The following is a 458-nucleotide window of genomic DNA, read 5'->3' on the forward strand; positions in this document are numbered from 1 at the left end:
CGCATGCACGACGATTTCGTCGAAGAGCCGCTCGCGCTTCTTCGCGGACAACGCCTTCGAATCGTCGAGGCCGACGATCGGCCGCGCCGGATCGAGCACGACGGCCGCCGCGACGACGGGCCCGGCGAGCGGGCCGCGCCCGGCTTCGTCGACGCCGCAGACGATCTCGCCCGGCGCGTCGAAATCGAGCGCGGGCTGGGTCGCGCCGCCGGCCCCGCCGCGGGGTTTGCGCGTCGTCGCCATCAGCGCGGCTTCCTGCTGTCGATCACGCGCGCGACGGCCTCGGCCGCGCGCTGCGCGGTATTCTGGGGCAACGCGAGATGCATGTCGGTGAAAATGTCGGTGGGCGCGCGACGGTTCGCATCGTCGCGCAGTTGCGTGAGCGTCGCGTGGGCGAGCGCGTCGGGCGTCGCGAAATGCTGCAGCAGTTCGGGCACGACGAAGCGGCGCGCGAGAAT

The 458-nt window shown here is 72.1% G+C and carries 2 pseudogenes; both read right to left on the reverse strand.

Annotated elements, in window-relative coordinates:
- Positions 1 to 243, reverse strand: a pseudogene (locus J5M67_RS28420) (hypothetical protein); the annotation flags it as partial.
- A pseudogene (locus J5M67_RS28425) lies at positions 243 to 458 on the reverse strand (lipid-A-disaccharide synthase); the annotation flags it as partial. The pseudogenes J5M67_RS28425 and J5M67_RS28420, both read right to left, overlap by 1 nt.

Origin of the sequence: Pseudomonas sp. 30_B (assembly GCF_017491605.1) — a bacterium.
In the GTDB taxonomy this organism is placed as follows: domain Bacteria; phylum Pseudomonadota; class Gammaproteobacteria; order Pseudomonadales; family Pseudomonadaceae; genus Pseudomonas.